Consider the following 17,209-nt stretch of genomic DNA (forward strand, 5'->3'; position numbering starts at 1 on the left):
GCGGCATTCTCGACAGGTCGGGTCCGGTCTGGCCAGTCGGGAAGTAGTCTCCGGACCGTGGACGGGGAAGAGACCGGGGCCCACCCCCCGGTGCGCGTCGAGCGCCGCCCGGTCGACGAGGCGGAGTCCCGTCGGGCCAACGGTCCGGACTGGGACCGCTACGCCGACGAGTACCAGGCGACGCACGGCGAGTTCCTCGGCGACGCGGGCTTCGTGTGGGGACCCGAGGGGTTGCGCGAGGAGGAGGCCGGGGTCCTCGGAGACGTCGCGGACCGCGATGTGCTCGAGGTGGGCTCCGGCGCCGGGCAGTGCTCACGCTGGATCCGCGAGCAGGGCGGTCGCCCGGTCGGCCTCGACCTGTCCTACCGGCAGCTGCAGCACTCCCGGCGGCTCGACCAGGAGACCGGCACCGTCGTTCCGTCGGTGCTCGGCACGGCGACTCACCTGCCGTTCGCCGACGACTCGTTCGACGTCGTCTTCTCCTCGTTCGGGGCGCTGCAGTTCGTCAGCGACATCGACGTCGCCGTCGCCGAGACGGCTCGCGTGCTGCGGCCCGGCGGGCGGTTCGCCTTCTCGATCACCCACCCCACGCGGTGGATGTTCCCCGACGACCCCGGCGAGGGCGGTCTGCTCGCGAGCCAGTCCTACTGGGACCGGACGCCGTACGTCGAGGTGGACGACGCGACCGGGCTGGTGGCCTACGTCGAGCACCACCGCACGCTGGGTGACTGGGTCGCCCTGCTGGCCGGCCAGGGCTTCGTGATCACCGACCTGCTGGAGCCCGAGTGGCCCGAGGGGCACGAGCGGACCTGGGGCGGCTGGTCGGCCGTGCGAGGGCGGCTCACCCCGGGCACGGCCATCTTCGGGGCGACTCTGCGCTGACGGCCCCGGCCGCGGGCACGGTGGCGGAGTCCGGCGGCCAGGCAGGGGCGAGCTCGCCTCCTCACACGAGTCCCCACCCACCCCTGCGTGTGGCCCAACCACTCTCTGAAATACCGAAAAGGGGCACCGATCGCTCGGTGCCCCCTTCCGGGGTTTGTCGCGCTGGTTGGGGGTCAGACCAGGCGACGCCTCAGCAGGAACCCGCCCGCTCCGAGTCCGAGCAGGGCCATGCCCGCCAATCCACGCGCCCAGTTCTTTCCGGCCTCGCCGTCGTCGCCCTGGATCACGTAGCTGTACGCCGTGAGTCCCGCCGCGCCCTCGGGCGCGCCGTAGGCCATGTCCTCGGTCTGCGCCCGCTCGGCGCCGGCCTGCATGGTCGCGTACATCTGGCCGTAGGTCTGGGTGGTGTCCTCGCCCGCCTCGACCAGCTTGCTGGTGCCCTTGTCCGAGAGCTCCTGGGCGCCGTCGACCAGCTTCGGCGCACCCTCCGCAGCCTGGCCCAGGCCGGCACTCAGCCGTCCGGAACCCTCGGCAGCGTCCACCAGGCCCTCGGCCAGACGACCCGCGCCGTCCGCGAGCTGGCCGGAACCATCGGCAGCCTGGGCGGTGCCGTCGGCCAGCTTGCCCGCGCCCGCGTTGAGCTCACCGGCACCAGCCGCCAGCTTGTTGGCGCCCGCGTCGAGCTCGCCGGTTCCGTCCGCGAGCTGACCGGCACCGTCGGCGAGGAGTGAGCCACCGTCACTGAGCTTGGCGACGCCCGCGACGAGCTTGTCCACGCCCTCGACCAGGTCGCCGCCACCGGCCGCCAGCGCCGCAGCACCGCACCGCAGCGTCTCGGTCGGCTCGCAACCCTTGGTCGGCCGCCCGATGTTCTGGAGCAGGGTCTGCTCGATGTTGACCAACATCTTGTCCACCAGCGTGGGGATGCCGTAGTTGCGGATGAACAGGGCACCCTCCTTGATCCCACAGCTCTGCGGCGCGGTCGCGCAGGTGATCGGGTCGACGCCACTCGAAAGCCCGGCGCGCAGTTGCTTGAACGCCGCGTCGGACTTGTCGAACAGGCCCGCCCGGAGGCCCGCGGTGATCAGCTGGAGCCCGCCACCGGCGTCCGAGAGGCTCTTGTCGGAGACTGCTTCGCCGCTGACCAGGCCGTCGTAGATGCCGTAGATCAGACCGCACTGCTGGGTTGTGGGCGCGGGGCGCGGGTCGATCCCCGGGGCGGCACAACCGTCCAGTGCCGCAAGGTTGGTCAGTGCGGCCCTGGCGTTGGCCGTGCTGTCAGCGCTGGCCGCGGCCAGGAGCTTGGACCCGATGCCGTCGATCGTGCCGAACTGCGTGCGCAGGCTCGTCTCGATGCCCTGCAGGCCGGGGAGGAACTTGTGGTCGACACCATCGGCCATCCCCTGCAGCGCCCCGAGCAGCTTGAGGTAGTCCGGGTTCGTGGCCAGCTCGTCGGTCACGTCCTTCGGCAGCGCGTCGACACCCTGGTACAGGAGCTTCAGGCCGTGCGCCAGGTTGCGCTGCCCGGCTGCCAGCTCGTTGGCGCCGGCTGCCAGGTCCCCGTTGACCTTCGTGCCGAGCTTGCCCAGGCCGGCGTCGAGCCGGTCTGCGCCCTTGGAGAGGCGACCCGCGCCGTCGGCGAGGCGACCCGTGCCGTCGGTCAGGTCGCCCGTCCCGGCGAGGAGCTGTCCGGTGCCGTCGAACAGGCGGCCGGCACCATCGGCGATCTTGCCGAGGCCGTCGTCGAGCTGACCGGCACCGTCGGCGAGCTTCTCCGCACCCGGCGCCGCCTCGTCGGCGAGCCCGGCCTGGAGCTGCTCCGAGCCGTCGCGGAGCTTGATCAGGCCGGCGAGGAGCTCGGAGGCGCCGTCGCGCAGCTTGAGCAGGTTCGCGTCGATGGTGGCCGCCCCGTCGGCGAGCTTGGCACCCGTCTCGGTACCGCCCTGGTAGCTGTCGGCCGCCGTCGCGAAGGTCGGCGACTCCAGGGGGTTGACCGGGAGGGCCGACACATCGGCCCGCGGCACGACGCCGTCGACGATGTCGGCGGTGTAGCCGAACTCGGCCGTGTCGGACCCGACCGGCGGGAACAGGGTCATCGTGAACGACAGCTTGGTGCCGCCCTTGCCGTCACCGGCCATGTTCGCCTGCTCCGAGCTCACGTTGGTGAAGCTCTCCGGGGCGATCGTGGTCAGCGAGCCGACCATCGGGATCGGGACGTCCACGGTCTTGGTGACGGTGCCGCCGTTGCCGTCGGGGAAGGTCACGTCCTGCGGCGTGGCGGTGATGTTCTTGACCGTGTAGAGCACCTCGAGCTCACCGCTCTCCCCCACGATGTCACCCGGCTCCACGGCCTCGCCGTCGAGCTTGTAGGCCACCGAGACGTCGAGCGGCAGCTCGACGTCGGAGTCGCTGACCGTGCGCAGGTGCTCCTCGCCGTCGACGGTCATCTGGGTGACCTGCTCGTCTCCCTCGACGTCGACGCCGGCGAAGCCGTCGAGGTTGCGCAGCCCGTCGGTCGAGATCGGGTTGGAGAGGTCGACCGAGCCGGTGCCGGTCAGGACCAGCTGCTCGTAGACGCGCTGGCTCTCGACCTCGCCGCTCGGCGAGGTGTAGACCTGCACGGTCTCGGTGTTGAGGACGTCGACGTCACCGTCGGCGGCCACGGCCGGGGACGCCACCATGCCGAACAGCACAGCCGCCACACCCGATGTCGCTGCGACTCGCAGCACTGTCTTGCGGGGGTTCACTTGGTCTTCTCCATCAGGTCGTCGAAGCTGGTGTTCTCGAGGTCCTCGTCGCGCAGGCGCGGACGGGGCTGCGTGCCGGCCTGGGGCGCCACGGTGGCCGCGACCAGGAAGCCGACCGCGAGGCAGCACAGCAGCGAGGTGACCGCGCTGACCGAGGTGCTCGCGACCTCCGGTGGTGCGGCGGCATAGGTGTACTCGTAGCCCCCGGCCAGAGTTGCCGCGCCCAGCAGCGTGGACCACAGCGGCAGGCGCCCGACGGTCGCGGCGAACAGCCCGACGCAGAGCAGCAGGACCAGGCCCACCGCCACTGCCCGGCCGCCGTCGGTGTCGGGCAGCAGCGCCGCCCGGGCGAAGTACCCGAGCCAGGCAGCCACGAATCCGCCGGCGAAGCCGAGGAACCGGAACAGCGGGGTGCGGTCGGGCACCAGCGCGACCACGGCGCCGACGGCGGTGCCCAGCAGGACCACCGACTGCAGCTCGAGGTCGAGCGTGGCGCTCAGCCACATGACCAGGACGGCCGCCAGGGCAAGGACCAGCCCGGCGATAGTTGTTTTGCGCATGCTTGCGCACTCCCTCCGAAGAATGCGCCGAACCTCCCTCAGCTCGGCGAAGCATTTCCGACCCTCGTGGGAAACGCCTGGAAAACCATAGCCATACGCGCCGGTAACAGACGATTCGGCGTGGCCATTTTCGGGGGCCGTAGCCTGTGATCTCCAACACCGCCTGTCCGTCCGACGAATGAACTGAGGCCAATCGGGGTGATCCAGTCCCACTCGCCGGCCCCCGGCAGCCTCCGCGGACTCCTGCGCAGCGGAGTCGGCATCGCCGTGGCCACGGGCATCATGAACCTCACCACCTACGGCTTCGTGCTGGCGGCCGCGAGGCTGCTCGGGCCGGCGGAGTACGGCGGCGTCGCCCGGCTCATGTTCATCCTGCTGGTCGTCGGCGTGCTCTCACTGGGCCTGCAGGCGACCGGGGCCCGCAAGATCGCCGCCACCCCCTCGCGACGCGAGGAGGTCGAGGCGGCGGTGATGTCCGCGTCGTACCGCTCGGCCCTCGCCCTGGGCGCTCTGTGCCTGCTCCTGACACCGGTCATCGTGTGGACCGCCCGACTGGACTCGTGGCCGTCGGCCTTGATGATCGGTCTCAGCGTGGTGCCGCTGACGATCATGGGAGGCCAGTCCGGCATCCTCCAGGGCGAACGCCGCTGGGGACCGCTCGCCGGAATCTACCTCGGCATGGGGGTCGGCCGCTTCGTCCTCGGCGGCGCGATGATGCTGCTCATCCCCACGGCGTTCGGAGCGATGCTCGGCGTCACCCTCGGCGCCTGCGTCCCGGCGGTCGTGGGCGCCGTCGCCCTCGGACACGTGGGCCGTGGCCGCGCTCCGGGAGAGCCGACCGTGGTCGACCCCGAGCAGGTCCTGCACGAGGTGGTGGCCAACTCGCATGCGCTCCTCGCGTTCTTCGCCCTCTCCGGGGTCGACGTTCTCGTGGCCGGCCTGGTCCTCGACGAGCACGCCGCCGGGCTCTACGCCGCCGGGCTGATCCTCACCAAGGCGGTGCTGTTCCTGCCGCAGGTCGTGGTCATCGTCGCCTTCCCCTCCATGGCCTCCTCGACCGAGCGCCACCGCGTCTACCTCAAGGGGCTGGCACTCGTCGCCGCGGCCGGGGTCTGCGCCACCCTCGGCGCCATCGTGTTCAGCGACCTGGCCATCGCCTTCGTCGGCGGCGACCAGTACTCCGCGATCGAGCCCTACGTCGGCCTCTTCGCCACCCTGGGCATGGTCCTGGCGATGATCCAGCTGATGGTCTACGAGGTCGTGGCCCGACAGCACCGCGCCAGCGTCCTGGTCCTGTGGGCGGGACTGGTCGGGGTGGCCTCGACGGCGCTGTACGTCGACAGCGTCGGCTCACTGGTGCTCAGCGTGACCGTCGTCAACCTGCTGGTGCTGCTGACGCTCGTGGTCGACGCGATGCGGCACCGTCCGGAGACTGCGGTCGCCGCCGGCTGACCCGCTCCTCAGTGGGCGGCTTCGTGCCAGCTGCGGCCGGTGCCGACGGAGACGTCGAGGGGTACGGCGAGCTCGGCGGCACCGGCCATCTGCTCGCGGACCAGCTGCTCGAGGCTGTCGCGCTCCCCCGCGGCCACCTCGAAGACCAGCTCGTCGTGCACCTGGAGCAGCATCCGCGAGGACAGGCCCGACTCGGTCAGCGCCCGATCGACGTTGAGCATCGCGACCTTGATCAGGTCGGCGGCCGACCCCTGGATCGGCGCGTTGAGCGCCATCCGCTCGGCCATCTCGCGCCGCTGGCGGTTGTCGCTGGTGAGGTCGGGCAGGTAGCGGCGGCGTCCCCAGATGGTCTCGGTGAAGCCGGACTTGCGCGCCTCGTCGACGATCCCGGAGAGGTAGTCGCGTACTCCGCCGAAGGTCAGGAAGTACTCGTCCATGAGTCCGCGGGCCTCGCTCGGCTCGATGCGCAGCTGCTGGCCGAGGCCGAACGCGGACAGGCCGTAGGCGAGGCCGTAGTTCATCGCCTTGATCTTGGCCCGCATCTCGACCGTCACGTCGTCGGCGTCGACGTCGAAGACGCGCGCGGCGGTGATCGAGTGGAAGTCGCGTCCGGACCTGAACGCCTCGATCAGCAGCTCGTCCTCCGACAGGTGGGCCATGATCCGCATCTCGATCTGGCTGTAGTCGGCGGTCATCAGGCAGTCGAACCCCGGACCGACCACGAACCCCTCACGGATCCGGCGGCCCTCCTCGGTGCGGATGGGGATGTTCTGCAGGTTGGGGTCGGTGCTGGAGAGCCGGCCGGTGGCCGCGATCATCTGGTGGAAGGTCGTGTGGATCCGACCGTCCGGCGCCACCGTCTTCAGCAAGCCCTCGATCGTCTGGCGTAGTCGCGCCACGTCGCGGTGTCGGAGCAGGTGGAGCAGGAACGGGTGCTCGGTCTTGACGTAGAGCTGCTGGAGGGCGTCGGCGTCGGTGGTGTAGCCGGTCTTGGTGCGCTTGGTCTTCGGCATGTCGAGCTCGTCGAAGAGCACCACCTGCAGCTGCTTGGGCGAGCCGAGGTTGATCTCCTTGCCGATCACGGCGAAGGCCTCCTCGGCGGCTCGCCGGACCTCGTCGGCGAAGTGGCTCTCGAGCTGCTCGAGGTGGTCGGTGTCGACGGCGATGCCGATCCGCTCCATCTCGCCGAGCAGGTGGACCAGGGGGAGCTCGACCTCGGCCAGCAGGCGGGTGCCTCCCGCGGCCTCCACCTCGCCGTCGAGCGCCTCGGCGAGGTCGATGACGGCGCGGGCGTGCAGCATCGCGGTCTCCGCCAGGTCGTCGCCGCCTCCGGCCGGGTCGTGGAACAGGGCGTCCTGGTCGTCCTCTCGCTCGGTACGCAGCTCGCGTCGCAGGTAGCGCAGGGTGAGGTCGGAGAGGTCGTAGGAACGCTGGTCGGGCTGGACGAGGTAGGCGGCCAGTGCGGTGTCGCTGACCAGTCCCTCGAGCGTCCAGCCGTGCGCGGCCAGGGCGTGCTTGGGCCCCTTGGCGTCGTGGAGGACCTTCGGGCGCGACGGGTCGGCCAGCCACCCGGCAAGCGCCTTGTCGTCCTCCGGCGTGAGGGTGGTGACGTCGAGGTAGGCGGCGAGCCCGGTGACGTCGGCGACGGCGAGGCCGTCGACGCTGCCGGTGCCCGAGCCCCAGGCGCCGCGAACGTGCACGCCGACGTGCTGGTCGCCGAGGCCGGCGAGGAACTCCTCCACCTCGCCGGGCCCGAGACGCCGTCCGGACAGCTCGAACCCGCCCTCCTCGAGGGGCTCCTCCTCCGGACCCAGCGTGTCGATGGTGCGGGTGCGCAGCTCGCCCCGGAACTCGAGGTCGTCGAACAGGGTCAGCGCGGTGTGACGGTCCCACGGCTCGAGCACGAGGTCGCTCGGACCGCGCTCGAGGTCGAGGTCGCAGACCAGGGCGTTGAGGCGGCGGTTGCGGAGCACGTCACCGAGGTGCTCGCGCAGTGCCTCGCCCTTCTTGCCGGTGATCTGGTCGGCGTGGGTGATGACGTTGTCGAGGCCGTCGTACTGGTTGATCCACTTGGCGGCGAAGCCCTGGCCGACGCCCGGCACGCCCGGCAGGTTGTCGGAGGTCTCGCCGACGATCGCCGCGAGCTCGGGGTAGCGGTGCGGGGGGACGCCGTACTTGGACTCGACGGCCTCCGGCGTCATCCGGGCGAGGTCGGAGACCCCGCGCATGGGATAGAGGACGGTCGCGTCGGCGCTGACGAGCTGGAGCGAGTCGCGGTCGCCGGTGAGGATCAGCACCTCCATGCCGCTCGCCACGGCCTGCGTGGTGAGCGTGGCGATGATGTCGTCGGCCTCGTAGCCGTCCTTCTTGAGGTAGGTGATGCCGAACGACGTCAGCACCTGCTCGATCAGCGGCAGCTGGCTCCGGAACTCGTCGGGGGTCTTGTTGCGCTTGGCCTTGTACTCGGCGTACTGCTCCAGCCGGAAGGTCTGGCGGGACACGTCGAAGGCCACCGCCGCGTGGGTCGGCTGCTCGTCGCGCAGCACGTTGACGAGCATCGAGGTGAAGCCGTAGACGGCGTTGGTGTGTTGCCCCGCCGAGGTCGAGAAGTTCTCCACCGGAAGGGCGAAGAACGCGCGATAGGCCAGGGAGTGACCGTCGAGGAGCAGCAGGCGCGGGCGGCCGGACGGGTCGGTGGCGGTGTCGGTCTCGGGCACGGCCCGAGCCTAACCGTCGCCGGGGACAGCCTCCGGGCCGGGAACGTCAGCTGCTGAGGTCGGAGATCCGCCGGCGCTGGGCACGCCGGGTGGAGCGCCGTGCCGCCAGCACGTGGGTGAGCTGGCGGGTCCCGGAGCGCCCATTGGCCAACCCGCCGGCAGGCGCCTGGGCGTCGAGCTTGGCCTGAACCATGGCGGTGGGGGCCAGCCGCAGGACGGCGAAGGGGCCGAGCGCGAGCCGCGCCATGAACCGGTTGGCGTCGCGCGAGCCGGAGACCGCTGCCGTGGCGATGTGCGCGATGCCGCGCTCCTCGGCGAACGCCACCGCCGCCTCCATCAACGTCCGCCCGACCCCGCGACGGCGGAACTGCGGCAGGACGTGGGGGGAGATGGCCTGGACCACGGGCTCGAGGTTGAGCGGGGTCAGGGTGGAGGCGCGCAGGTGCACCGCGCCCGCGACCTGCCCGTCGTACTCCGCGACCACGATCCGCTCGTCGTCGAGCGGCGTGACCCGGGCGATGATCGCCTCGAGATCGGCGATCTGCTGCTCGCGATCGGCCCGTCGCACGATCTCCGACCAGACCTCGGCCAGCACCGGGGCGTCCTCCGGTGACGCCACACGTAGGGACACCTGGGTGCGCTTCACAGGAAACACGTATGGACCTCTCCGCAGCTGCGACCGCCTCACTTGGCCCCCGGGCGCGGCTCCTCGGAGAAGACTACGCTCAGACCTCGCCCGTCGACAGAGGAGCCTCGTGATCCCCGGAATCGGCACCCTGGTGAACGTGACCACCGTGCTGCTCGGAGCGTCCCTGGGCGTGCTGGCCGGGCACCGGCTCCCCGAGCGGACGCGCGACGTCGTCACCGACGCCCTCGGGCTGGTCACCCTCCTGATCGCCGCCACCAGCGCGGTCGCGGTCGGCGCGCCGGTCCTCACGTCGTACGTCGGCTCGAGCGCGCCGATGCTGATCGTGCTCGGGTCCGTGGTGATCGGCGGGGTCGTCGGCTCGCTGCTGCGGCTCGAGGCGCGCGTCGAGGGGCTGGGCGGGTGGTTGCAGGCCCGTCTGGCCGGCGACCGGGGCTCGGTCGAGCGGCACCGCTTCATCGAGGGGTTCGTGGTGTCGTCGCTCGTGTTCTGCACGGGACCGCTGACGATCCTCGGCGCGCTCAACGACGGTCTCGGGCTGGGGGCGGAGCAGCTGATCCTGAAGTCGGCCCTCGACGGGTTCGCGGCCATCGCCTTCGCGGCGTCGTTCGGCTGGGGGGTGGCAGCCAGTGCGCTCACCGTGCTCGTGGTGCAGGGCGGGCTGACGATCCTGGGGCTCCTGCTCGGTGACGTGCTGCCGGACGCCCACGTCGCCGCGCTGACGGCGACCGGAGGGCTGCTGCTCGTGGGGGTGGCCCTGCGACTGCTGCGGATCCGGGAGATTCCGGTCGCCGACCTGCTGCCGGCCCTCGTGATGGCGCCGCTTCTTACAGAACTTGTCGCGTGGTTGCATTGACGTAACGGTTCGCTAACGACAGGGTGCCGTGAGACGCCGCTCACTCTTGCCGGTCTACGGTGGCATTTGGCTAGCCCACAGTGGGCGAGCAGCGGTGAAGTGCACCGACGCAACAGAAAGGTTCACCCCGTGAATCGATCCAGATCCGCCACCTGGGTCAAGCTGATGGCCGGCACCGCCGTCCTCAGCCTGTCCCTCGCAGCTTGTGGCTCCGATGACTCAGGCGAGAGCGGTGGCGACACCTCCCCCTCGGCCAGCGAGTCCGACTCCAGCCAGGAAACCCTCACGAACGACAAGTGTGCGGGCGGGACCACGTCCGCCGACACGTTCAAGGTGGGGGGCATCTTGCCGCTCACGGGTAACCTCGCGTTCCTCGGCCCTCCGGAAATTGCCGGTGTGGGCCTCGCGGTCTCCGAGATCAACGCCGCTGGCGGCGTCGACGGGGCAGACGCCTGCTACCAGATGGAGGACTCCGGCGACTCGACCGACATGTCGGTCTCGACCGCCTCGGCGGGCACCCTGGTCTCGGCCAAGCCCTCCGTCGTGATCGGCGCCGCGTCGTCCAGCGTGTCGCTGAACTTCGTCGACACCCTCACCGACGCCAAGATCACGCAGGTGTCGCCGGCCAACACCGCGGTGGACCTGAGCGGCTACGACCCGTTCTACTTCCGCACCGCTCCCCCGGACACCATCCAGGGCAACGCGCTCGGCACGCTGATCACGTCCGACGGCTACCAGCGGGTGGCCTTCATCGTGTTCAACGACACCTACGGCACCGGTCTGCGCAACTACACGCAGGAGACGATCGAGGCCAACGGCGGTGAGGTCGTCTACGGCGCCAAGGGCGACGGCGACGAGTTCCCGGCCGGCCAGACGACGTTCTCGGCCGAGGTCACCGCGGCGCTGAACGCCAAGCCGGACGCGATCGTGGTCCTGGCGTTCGACGAGTCCACGCCGATCATCAAGGAGCTGGACGCCCAGGGTTGGGACATGTCGAAGACGTACTTCACCGACGGCAACCTGTCCGACTACAGCGACAGCTTCGACCCGGGTCTGCTCGAGGGCGCCCAGGGCACGCTGCCCGGCAACGACCCCGACGAGGGGTTCAAGGACCGCCTGATCAGCTGGTACGACACGGCTGAGGGCGAGACGCTGAAGGACTTCTCCTACGGCGCCGAGTCCTACGACGCAGTGATCCTGGCCGCGCTGGCAGCGGTCAAGGGTGGCTCCACGGAGTCGACGACCGTCCAGCAGAACTACGCAGCGGTCTCCGGCGCCACCGACGGCGAGGAGTGCACCACCTACGCCGACTGCGTGGCGCTCCTCGAGGACGGCAAGGAGATTCGGTACGCCGGTCCTTCGGGTATCGGTCCGATCAACAAGCAGAACGACCCGTCCTCGGCGTTCATCGGGATCTACAGCTACAACAGCGACAACGTTCCCGAGATCTCCAGCGTCGTGGAGGGTGCTCCCGCGAGCTGATTCCTCGCACCTGCACGACAAAGACAGTGGCCCCGGACCTCACGGTCCGGGGCCACTTCTTCGTGGTCGTGCTCAGGCCTTCTGCTCGCGGTCCTTGCGGTCGGCCTCGACGTCCTCGGCGAGGGTGCCGAGGTAGAGCTCGATGACCTTGGGGTCCTTGGCCAGCTCCTTGCCGGTGCCGGTGTGGGCGTCGCGGCCCTGGTCGAGGACGTAGCCGCGGTCGCAGATCTGCAGGCAGCGGCGGGCGTTCTGCTCCACCATGACGACGCAGACGCCGGTCTGGTTGATCAGCCGGGTCCGCAGGAACGTCTCGTCCTGGCGGACCGGGGAAAGGCCGGCCGACGGCTCGTCGAGCAGGAGCACGGAAGGCTCCATCATCAGCGCGCGGGCCATGGCGAGGGACTGCCGCTCGCCGCCGGAGAGTGCGCCCGCCCGCTGGTTGCGACGGTCGTGCAGCACCGGGAAGAGGTCCCAGGTGGCCGTCAGCCTCTCCGTCAGCTTCCTGGGGCGGGTGTAGAGCCCCATCCGGAGGTTCTCCTCGATGCTCAACGTGGGGAACACGTTGTTGGTCTGGGGGACGAAGCCGACCCCCATCTCCACCAGCTTGTTGGCCTTGAGGTTGGTGATCTCCTCTCCGTGCAGCGTGACGCTTCCGGAGTGGACCTTCACCAGGCCGAACATGGCCTTGAGGAGCGTCGACTTGCCGGCACCGTTGGGGCCGATGATGCCGATCATCTCGCCGGGGTGGGCGACGACGCTGCAGCCGTTGAGGATGTTCACGCCGGGGATGTAGCCCGCGACGATGTCCTTCGCCTCGACGACGGGCGTCTTCTGGTCGGTGGTCGTCACTTCTTCGTCTCCTCGCCGCCGCTGCCGGCGTCGTCCGGCGTACGCTCGTCCCCGGCGTCGCGTCCCGCCTCCTCGGCGGCGACCTCCTCGATGATCTCGGCGAGTGCCTCCTCGGAGACCTCCTCCTCGCCGAGGTCGGTGTCGTGGTGGGCGCCCAGGTAGGCGTCGATCACCGCGGGGTTCGACATCACCGCGTCGGCCGATCCCTCCGCCACGAGACGGCCCTCGGCCATGACCGCGACCCAGTCGGAGATGTGTCGGACGACGTGCATGTCGTGCTCGACGAAGAGCACGGTCATGCCTTCGTCGCGGAGGCTCTGGATGTGGCCCAGCAGGGACTGCGTGAGTGCGGGGTTCACGCCGGCCATCGGCTCGTCGAGCATGATCATCGTCGGGTCGCTCATCAGCGCCCGCGCCATCTCGAGCAGCTTGCGCTGACCGCCGGAGAGGCTGCCCGCGTAGTCGTCCTTCTTCTCCAGGAGGTTGAACCGATCGAGCAGCTCCATGGCCTTGGCCTCGATCTCCCGCTCCTGACCGCCCCACATCGGCTTGAACATCGACTTGAGGAGGTTCTCGCCGGTCTGCTTCTGGGCTCCGAGCATCATGTTGTCCCGCACCGTCATCCTGCTCAGTGCCTTGGTGAGCTGGAAGGTGCGGACCATGCCCATGCGGGCGACGCTCGAGGCAGAGGTCTTGTCGAGGACCTTGCCCTCGAACGACCAGTGGGCGCCCTTGCCCGCGGTGGTCGGCTTGTCGAAGCCGGTGATCAGGTTGAAGAACGTCGTCTTGCCGGCGCCGTTCGGGCCGATCAGGGCGGTGATGATGCCCCGCTGCACCTCGAGGTGGTCGACGTTGACCGCTGTCATGCCACCGAACTGCCGCACGATGTTGTTGACGACCAGGATCGGGTCGGACTTCTTGGAGCCGGGCGTGGCATCGACGTCCGCCATCAGGCGACGGCGCGCCTCGGGGTCGGCCAGCGACGGGCTGGTGGTCTGATCAGGCATTGAACTGCAGCTCCCTCTTGTTGCCGAGGATGCCTTGTGGTCTGAAGATCACGACCAGCATGAGGATGACACCCACGACGATGTAGGAGAACGACTCGGTCTCCGACGAACTCATGATGCTGTCCGGAACGTAGGCGTTGGCCACGGACTTCACGAAGATGCGGGCGGTGTAGAAGATGATCGAGCCCAGGATGGGGCCGAACACCGTGGCGGCGCCCCCGATCAGCAGCGCGGTGTAGCAGAAGAACGTCATCGAACGCCCCAGCGCGTCGGCCTGGACGGAGCCGGGCAGGACATAGACCATCCCGCCCAGAGCTCCCAGCATTCCGCCGATGATCAGCGCCTGCATCTTGATGGCGAAGACGTTCTTGCCCAGGCTGCGGATCGCGTCCTCGTCCTCCCGGATCCCGCGCAGGAGACGTCCCCAGGGGCTGCGCGTCAACAGGTAGACGACGAAGGCGCAGATGGCCACGAGGGTCCAGGCGACGAACCGCACCCACCAGCCGTTGACACCGGTGTTGGAGTAGTCCAGGAACCCGATGTCCGTCGACCCCGCGCCGAAGAAGGAAAGTGCCGTGAACGGGTCGCGGTACTCCGAGCCGGGGATCCCCTGGGCGGCGCCGGTGAAGTCGGTCAGGACCGACAATCGTCCCGTGAACCGGACTATCTCGGCGGCCGAGATCGTGACGATCGCCAGATAGTCGCCACGCAGCTTCAGGGTCGGGGCCCCGAGGATGAGGGCGAAGACCAGCGCTGCGCCGAACCCGATCAGGACCGCGACTGGCAGCGGCACCCCGCGCACGATGGAGATGGCGAAACCGTAGGCGCCCAGGAGCATGAAGCCCGCCTGGCCCATGTTGAGCAGGCCGGTGAAGCCGAAGTGCACGTTGAGGCCGATGACCGCGATCGCCACTGCGGCCGTGGTCGGCGCGACCATCTCACGGGCCATCGCCTGAATGATGTTGATGATGGTGTCCATGTCAGTCCCTTCTCAGCCGACCCGCTCGGCGCGTCCGAGCAGGCCCTGGGGCCTGAACAGGAGCAGCAGGATGAGGATGGCCAGCGCCACGGCGTACTTGAGGTCGCCCGGCGCACCGAGCGGCCCGGCCATCTCGACCACGAGGCCGATGATGAGCGCACCGACGAGAGCGCCGAAGGCGGTGCCGAGGCCGCCGAGGGTCACGGCGGCGAACAGCAGGAGCAGGATCTGCAGGCCCGTGTCCCACTTGATCCCGTTGCTGACCACCAGCGCGTAGAAGATGCCCGCGAGTCCGGCCAGTCCCATCGAGACCGTCCAGACCAGGCGGATGATCCGGTCCACGTCGATGCCCGAGGCCGCCGCCAGCGCGGGGTTGTCGGAGACCGCGCGGGTTGCCCGCCCGATCCGTGTCCGCAGGAGAACGAAGCCCACGATGCCGAGCACGATGGTCGAGACACCCATCGCGACGAACGACACGGTGGTGACCGGCACCGGGCCGAGCTGCACGGTGTCGAAGCTGGACGTCACGATCGGCACGGTGCCGGCGCCGATGAAGTACTGGAAGGCGTACTGGGCGGCCAGCGACATGCCGATCGTCACGATCATCATCTGGGTGAGGCCCAGACCGCGACGCCGCAGCGGCTGCCACATGCCTCGGTCCTGGATATAGCCAGTTGCCGCGCAGAGCAGTACGGCGATGATGCCGCCGACCCAGAGGTTGAGCCCCGCCTGGTTGACCAGCGCGTAGGCGAGGATGCCACCGAGCCCGACCTGTTCCGCGTGGGCGAAGTTGGAGAGCCCGGTCGTGCCGTAGATGAGCGAGAGGCCGACGGAGGCCAGCGCGAGGAGCAGGCCCAGCCGGAGCCCGTTGAACGCGCTCTGGATGAGCAGGTCGGTCCTGCTCGTGCTCGCGTCGAACGAGCCGGTGCGGACCTCGAACAGCGCCACGAACGACTTCTGCTGCACGTCCGGCCCGATCTGGACGTTGACGGTCCGCGTGGACTTCCCCCGACCCGTGATGCCCTCGGGCAGCGACTCCTCGTCCAGCGACACCTCGTACTTGCCGGGCTCGGTGGCCTGGTAGCTCCACTTGCCGGAGTCGTCGGTGGTGACCGTGGTCTCGTCACCGTTGGGCGCGGTGATCACGATGTCGGCGTCGGCGACGGTGTCCTCGTCCGAGCGCAGCGTGCCGACGATGCACGCCGCCGTGTCGGAGGGCACGCACAGCTGCGTGGGCTCGGCATGGGCCGGGCCGGAGAGCAGCACCACCGCCAGTGGTGCCAGCAGCGCGGTCAGCAGACCGAGTGCAGGTAAGGCCGCGAGACGTTCGCGGATCGTGGGTCGGGGCTTCACTGGGATCCTCCCTTTGCGCACCCTGCTGGGCGCTGAGGGCAGTCTAGGGCTCTGGAGTGTGCTCCAGCCCACACCACCCGGCGTGGTTGTCGAACTGTCATCTGCCCGCTCCTCCCGGACCGTGCGCGACGACTCCGTCGGAGACCTGCCGCATCGAGAGTCGCAGGTCCATCGCGGTCTTCTGGATCCAGCGGAACGCCTCGGGCTCGGAGATGCCGAGCTCCTTCTGGAGCACTCCCTTGGCGCGGTCGACCGCCTTGCGGGTCTCCAGCCTCTCGTTGAGGTCGGCCACCTCGCGCTCGAGTGCGTCGACCTCGGCGAACCTGCTCACCGCCATCTCGATGGCGGGCACCAGGTCGCTCTTGGAGAACGGCTTCACCAGGTACGCCATGGCGCCGGCGTCCCGCGCCCGCTCGACCAGCTCGCGCTGGGAGAAGGCAGTGAGGATCACCACCGGTGCGATCCGCTGGCCCGCGATCCGCTCGGCGGCCGCGATCCCGTCGAGGACCGGCATCTTGACGTCGACGATGACCAGGTCGGGCCGGAGCTCCTCGGCCAGCTGGACGGCCCGGAGGCCGTCACCGGCCTGGCCGACGACGTCGTACCCCTCCTCGCCGAGCATCTCGGCGAGATCCATGCGGATCAGCGTCTCGTCCTCGGCGATGACGACCTTCCGGGCAGGCCGAGGAGAGGTCGCGGGCTGGTTCACGGCCGACAGGCTAGCGCCCGGACGCGGCCGATGCCCCCGGGGTGTGGGTCAGGCGGGCTGCTCCGCCCTCACCTTGGCGCGCTCGACAGCGTGCCGGGCGACGTACTGCTCGATCTCCGCGCGCTCGACCCGCATCCTGCTCAGCTGCGTGGCGGCACCACGGGCGTTCGCCACGGCACGCTCATGGCTGCGCGATCCCACGAGCTGGGCCACGACCCAAGGCTTCCACATGACGACCTCCCGACCTCGGATTAAGATTTGTAACTATACCTAGTTACTAGTCTTTTGCAAGCCACGAGGGCCCCGGTGATCCGGTACCGTTGCGCCGCGCACGCCCCGGTAATCCAACGGCAGAGATAGCGGTCTCAAACACCGTCCAGTGTGGGTTCGAATCCCACCCGGGGCACGCATATGGGAAGTTGGCTCGTGGAACGACGCTTGTCGCAGAACGCGGCGCGGCTGAAGTCGTTGCGCGCCGAGCTGGCCCAGATCGACGAGCAGTTGGCGGTGTTCGCCGACGATGCCGACGACACTGCGATTCGGGCGCTCGTGTCCGAGACACCTGGTGCGGCGCACGAGGCCAACGACGCCCGCAAGCACGCCGACGCCATGCGGCGACACCGCCAGCACGTGGTCGAAACGATCGGCGACCTCGAGCGCAAGCAGGACGAACTGCTCGACAAGCTGACGTCGAAGTCCTGAACATCGGGCACCGAGGGGTCGCGGGCGCCGAGCGCTCATCCCCAGGGGCACGCGCAACACCGTTCTGATTGAATGGCGGGCCAAACCGAAGAAAGGACGACAGCTTGTCGCTTCGAGTCGTGATTGCCGAGGACGAGGCCATCATCCGCATGGACCTCCGCGAGACCCTCGAGGAGGAGGGCTACGTGGTGGTCGGGGAAACGGGCCGCGGCGACCAGGCAGTCGAGCTCGTGCGTGCATTGCAGCCCGACCTCGCCATCCTCGACGT

Annotated in this window: 16 protein-coding genes and 1 tRNA gene; 7 read left to right on the forward strand and 10 right to left on the reverse strand. The window is 69.5% G+C overall.

Annotation, left to right across the window (positions count from 1 at the left end; genetic code table 11):
- Positions 1-57: 57 nt before the first annotated feature.
- Positions 58-882 carry a class I SAM-dependent methyltransferase gene (locus VFN12_RS16345; RefSeq protein ID WP_325119829.1) on the forward strand — a complete coding sequence of 275 codons (825 nt, stop codon included), beginning with the start codon at positions 58-60 and terminating at the stop codon, positions 880-882.
- Between the two features lie 173 nt (positions 883-1,055).
- Here the strand turns inward: VFN12_RS16345 and VFN12_RS16350 are convergent, their stop codons facing one another.
- Both VFN12_RS16350 and VFN12_RS16355 read right to left on the reverse strand, forming a co-directional pair.
- Positions 1,056-3,563 carry a hypothetical protein gene (locus VFN12_RS16350; protein WP_325119830.1) on the reverse strand — a complete coding sequence of 836 codons (2,508 nt, stop codon included), beginning with the start codon at positions 3,561-3,563 and terminating at the stop codon, positions 1,056-1,058.
- A 62-nt stretch (positions 3,564-3,625) separates the two neighbouring features.
- A complete protein-coding gene (locus VFN12_RS16355) occupies positions 3,626-4,189 on the reverse strand; it encodes a hypothetical protein (RefSeq protein WP_325119832.1) in 564 nt (187 codons plus the stop codon).
- A gap of 198 nt (positions 4,190-4,387) precedes the next feature.
- On the opposite strand from VFN12_RS16355, the gene VFN12_RS16360 reads away from it, so the two are divergent.
- Positions 4,388-5,641: a lipopolysaccharide biosynthesis protein gene (locus tag VFN12_RS16360; RefSeq protein WP_325119833.1), complete on the forward strand. Its 1,254-nt coding sequence runs from the start codon at positions 4,388-4,390 to the stop codon at positions 5,639-5,641.
- An 8-nt stretch (positions 5,642-5,649) separates the two neighbouring features.
- On the opposite strand, the gene polA is transcribed toward VFN12_RS16360, so the two are convergent.
- Positions 5,650-8,358 carry a DNA polymerase I gene (gene polA, locus VFN12_RS16365; protein WP_325119834.1) on the reverse strand — a complete coding sequence of 903 codons (2,709 nt, stop codon included), beginning with the start codon at positions 8,356-8,358 and terminating at the stop codon, positions 5,650-5,652.
- Positions 8,359-8,404: 46 nt separating this feature from the next.
- On the reverse strand, positions 8,405-9,004 hold the full coding sequence (locus VFN12_RS16370) for a GNAT family N-acetyltransferase (protein WP_325119835.1): 600 nt from the start codon (positions 9,002-9,004) through the stop codon (positions 8,405-8,407).
- A gap of 109 nt (positions 9,005-9,113) precedes the next feature.
- On the opposite strand from VFN12_RS16370, the gene VFN12_RS16375 reads away from it, so the two are divergent.
- Together VFN12_RS16375 and VFN12_RS16380 are read left to right on the forward strand one after the other, a co-directional pair.
- Entirely contained in the window at positions 9,114-9,860 is a 747-nt protein-coding gene (locus VFN12_RS16375; RefSeq protein WP_325119836.1) for a DUF554 domain-containing protein, read from the forward strand.
- Positions 9,861-9,989: 129 nt separating this feature from the next.
- Positions 9,990-11,342: an ABC transporter substrate-binding protein gene (locus VFN12_RS16380; RefSeq protein ID WP_325119838.1), complete on the forward strand. Its 1,353-nt coding sequence runs from the start codon at positions 9,990-9,992 to the stop codon at positions 11,340-11,342.
- Between the two features lie 72 nt (positions 11,343-11,414).
- Here the strand turns inward: VFN12_RS16380 and VFN12_RS16385 are convergent, their stop codons facing one another.
- The 6 genes from VFN12_RS16385 to VFN12_RS16410 all read right to left on the reverse strand — a co-directional run bounded on the left by VFN12_RS16385 (position 11,415) and on the right by VFN12_RS16410 (position 16,452).
- Entirely contained in the window at positions 11,415-12,191 is a 777-nt protein-coding gene (locus VFN12_RS16385) for an ABC transporter ATP-binding protein (protein ID WP_325119840.1), read from the reverse strand.
- Entirely contained in the window at positions 12,188-13,198 is a 1,011-nt protein-coding gene (locus tag VFN12_RS16390) for an ABC transporter ATP-binding protein (RefSeq protein WP_325119841.1), read from the reverse strand. The genes VFN12_RS16385 and VFN12_RS16390 overlap by 4 nt, the downstream gene beginning before the upstream one ends.
- Entirely contained in the window at positions 13,191-14,177 is a 987-nt protein-coding gene (locus tag VFN12_RS16395; RefSeq protein WP_325119842.1) for a branched-chain amino acid ABC transporter permease, read from the reverse strand. The genes VFN12_RS16390 and VFN12_RS16395 overlap by 8 nt, the downstream gene beginning before the upstream one ends.
- 12 nt (positions 14,178-14,189) lie before the next feature.
- Entirely contained in the window at positions 14,190-15,530 is a 1,341-nt protein-coding gene (locus tag VFN12_RS16400) for a branched-chain amino acid ABC transporter permease (RefSeq protein ID WP_325119843.1), read from the reverse strand.
- A gap of 97 nt (positions 15,531-15,627) precedes the next feature.
- Entirely contained in the window at positions 15,628-16,239 is a 612-nt protein-coding gene (locus VFN12_RS16405) for an ANTAR domain-containing response regulator (RefSeq protein WP_325119844.1), read from the reverse strand.
- 48 nt (positions 16,240-16,287) lie between these two features.
- Positions 16,288-16,452 (reverse strand): hypothetical protein, encoded by a 165-nt coding sequence (locus VFN12_RS16410; RefSeq protein WP_325119845.1) that lies wholly within the window; start codon positions 16,450-16,452, stop codon positions 16,288-16,290.
- A gap of 120 nt (positions 16,453-16,572) precedes the next feature.
- On the opposite strand from VFN12_RS16410, the gene VFN12_RS16415 reads away from it, so the two are divergent.
- The 3 genes from VFN12_RS16415 to VFN12_RS16425 form a co-directional block, all read left to right on the forward strand.
- Positions 16,573-16,645, forward strand: a tRNA-Leu gene (locus tag VFN12_RS16415).
- Between the two features lie 32 nt (positions 16,646-16,677).
- Positions 16,678-16,941, forward strand: a complete 264-nt coding sequence (locus VFN12_RS16420) for a hypothetical protein (RefSeq protein WP_325119846.1) — start codon at positions 16,678-16,680, stop codon at positions 16,939-16,941.
- 119 nt (positions 16,942-17,060) lie between these two features.
- Positions 17,061-17,209, forward strand: a 149-nt coding sequence (locus VFN12_RS16425; protein WP_325119847.1) for a response regulator, incomplete at its 3' end; no start/stop codon positions are given.

Source organism: Nocardioides sp., from assembly GCF_035703625.1.
Classification (GTDB): domain Bacteria; phylum Actinomycetota; class Actinomycetes; order Propionibacteriales; family Nocardioidaceae; genus Nocardioides.